General features: G+C 60.9%; 1 protein-coding gene and 1 pseudogene. One reads left to right on the forward strand and one right to left on the reverse strand.

Annotated features, from left to right (window positions below; genetic code table 11):
• Positions 1-602: TRCF domain-containing protein (locus tag Q0288_RS14510; RefSeq protein WP_366914777.1), on the forward strand; the 602-nt coding region annotated here is incomplete at its 5' end.
• Here Q0288_RS14510 and Q0288_RS14515 read toward each other — a convergent pair.
• Positions 574-1,130: pseudogene (locus Q0288_RS14515) on the reverse strand (coproporphyrinogen III oxidase family protein); the annotation flags it as partial. The gene Q0288_RS14510 and the pseudogene Q0288_RS14515 sit on opposite strands and share 29 nt — an antisense overlap.

Genomic DNA, 1,130 nt, shown 5'->3' on the forward strand with positions numbered 1-1,130 from the left:
CCGACCTGGGCTCGGGCCACCTGCTGGCCGAAAAGGACATGGAGATTCGGGGGGTGGGCAACCTTTTGGGCCCGGAGCAGCACGGTCACATCCGGGCGGTGAGCCTCGAGGTCTACACCGAACTACTCACCGAGGCCATTCGCAAGCTCAAAGGGGAAAAGACTGAACCCGGGCGCCACGTGACCCTCGACCTGCAACTCTCGGCCCGCCTCACCCCAGACTACATTCCCAGTCCCGAGGCCCGCAGCCGCTATTATGGCCGTCTAGCCGAGTGTGGCAACCTGGCCCAGCTTTCGCGCATCGCCAGGGAAATCAAGGAACGCTATGGCCCTGCTCCCGAAGAGGTAGAGAACTTCCTGGCCCTGACCAAACTGCGGCTGGTAGCCGAGTCCAAAGGTGTGGTCTCGATTACCGAAGACCTGATTCATCTACAAATCGCCTTTGAGGCAGCCCGCCTCGACTACGATGCAAAAGCCTTGCGGGCCATGGCCTTCCCCGTAGAGCCCACCCAGTATCCGCCAGGATTCCGTATTCCCAAAAAAGGTCTGCCTGCGCAGGGGTTTATTCAGGCTATCAGTGAGGTGCTGTACCTGGTTGGCTAGTGGAATCCAGGGCATTCCACAACCGCAGGATCAGGGGGTGAATGGTGTTGAGGTTCTTCGCCTGAATGTGTTTTCCTTCAACCCTCAGGTCACCCTCCCGGGCCATGTGCCCGATTTCAGACTTCAGGTGGTTCCACAAATCCAGCCCGGTGCGTTGCTCGATGCGGCCCAGGTCCACGCCTTCGCGCAGCCGCAGGCCCAGCATCAGGGCTTCTCTGGCATGTTCCAGAGGGCTAATTGCTTCTACCACTGCTTCTTCGCCTTGCAGCCAGCGGGGCAGTGGGGGGTTGGTGGTGCGCAGGGCGTAGACTTCCCCTTCAGCGCTCTTTAGCAGGGGGGACAAAGAAGCTAAAGAGGTGGCGGCGGTAGGCTCGAGCTGACCTGTCGCGCCAGGGCCAAGCGCACCCCAGAAGCCCAGTTGCCAGTAAAGCCGGTTGTGCTGGCTTTCCTGGCCGGGTTTGGCGAAGTTGGAGACCTCGTAGCGGGCGAAACCGGCTTGGCCCAGGACTTCCTCGGCCAGCTTTAGTG

Source organism: uncultured Meiothermus sp. (assembly GCF_937863175.1).
Lineage (GTDB): Bacteria > Deinococcota > Deinococci > Deinococcales > Thermaceae > Meiothermus.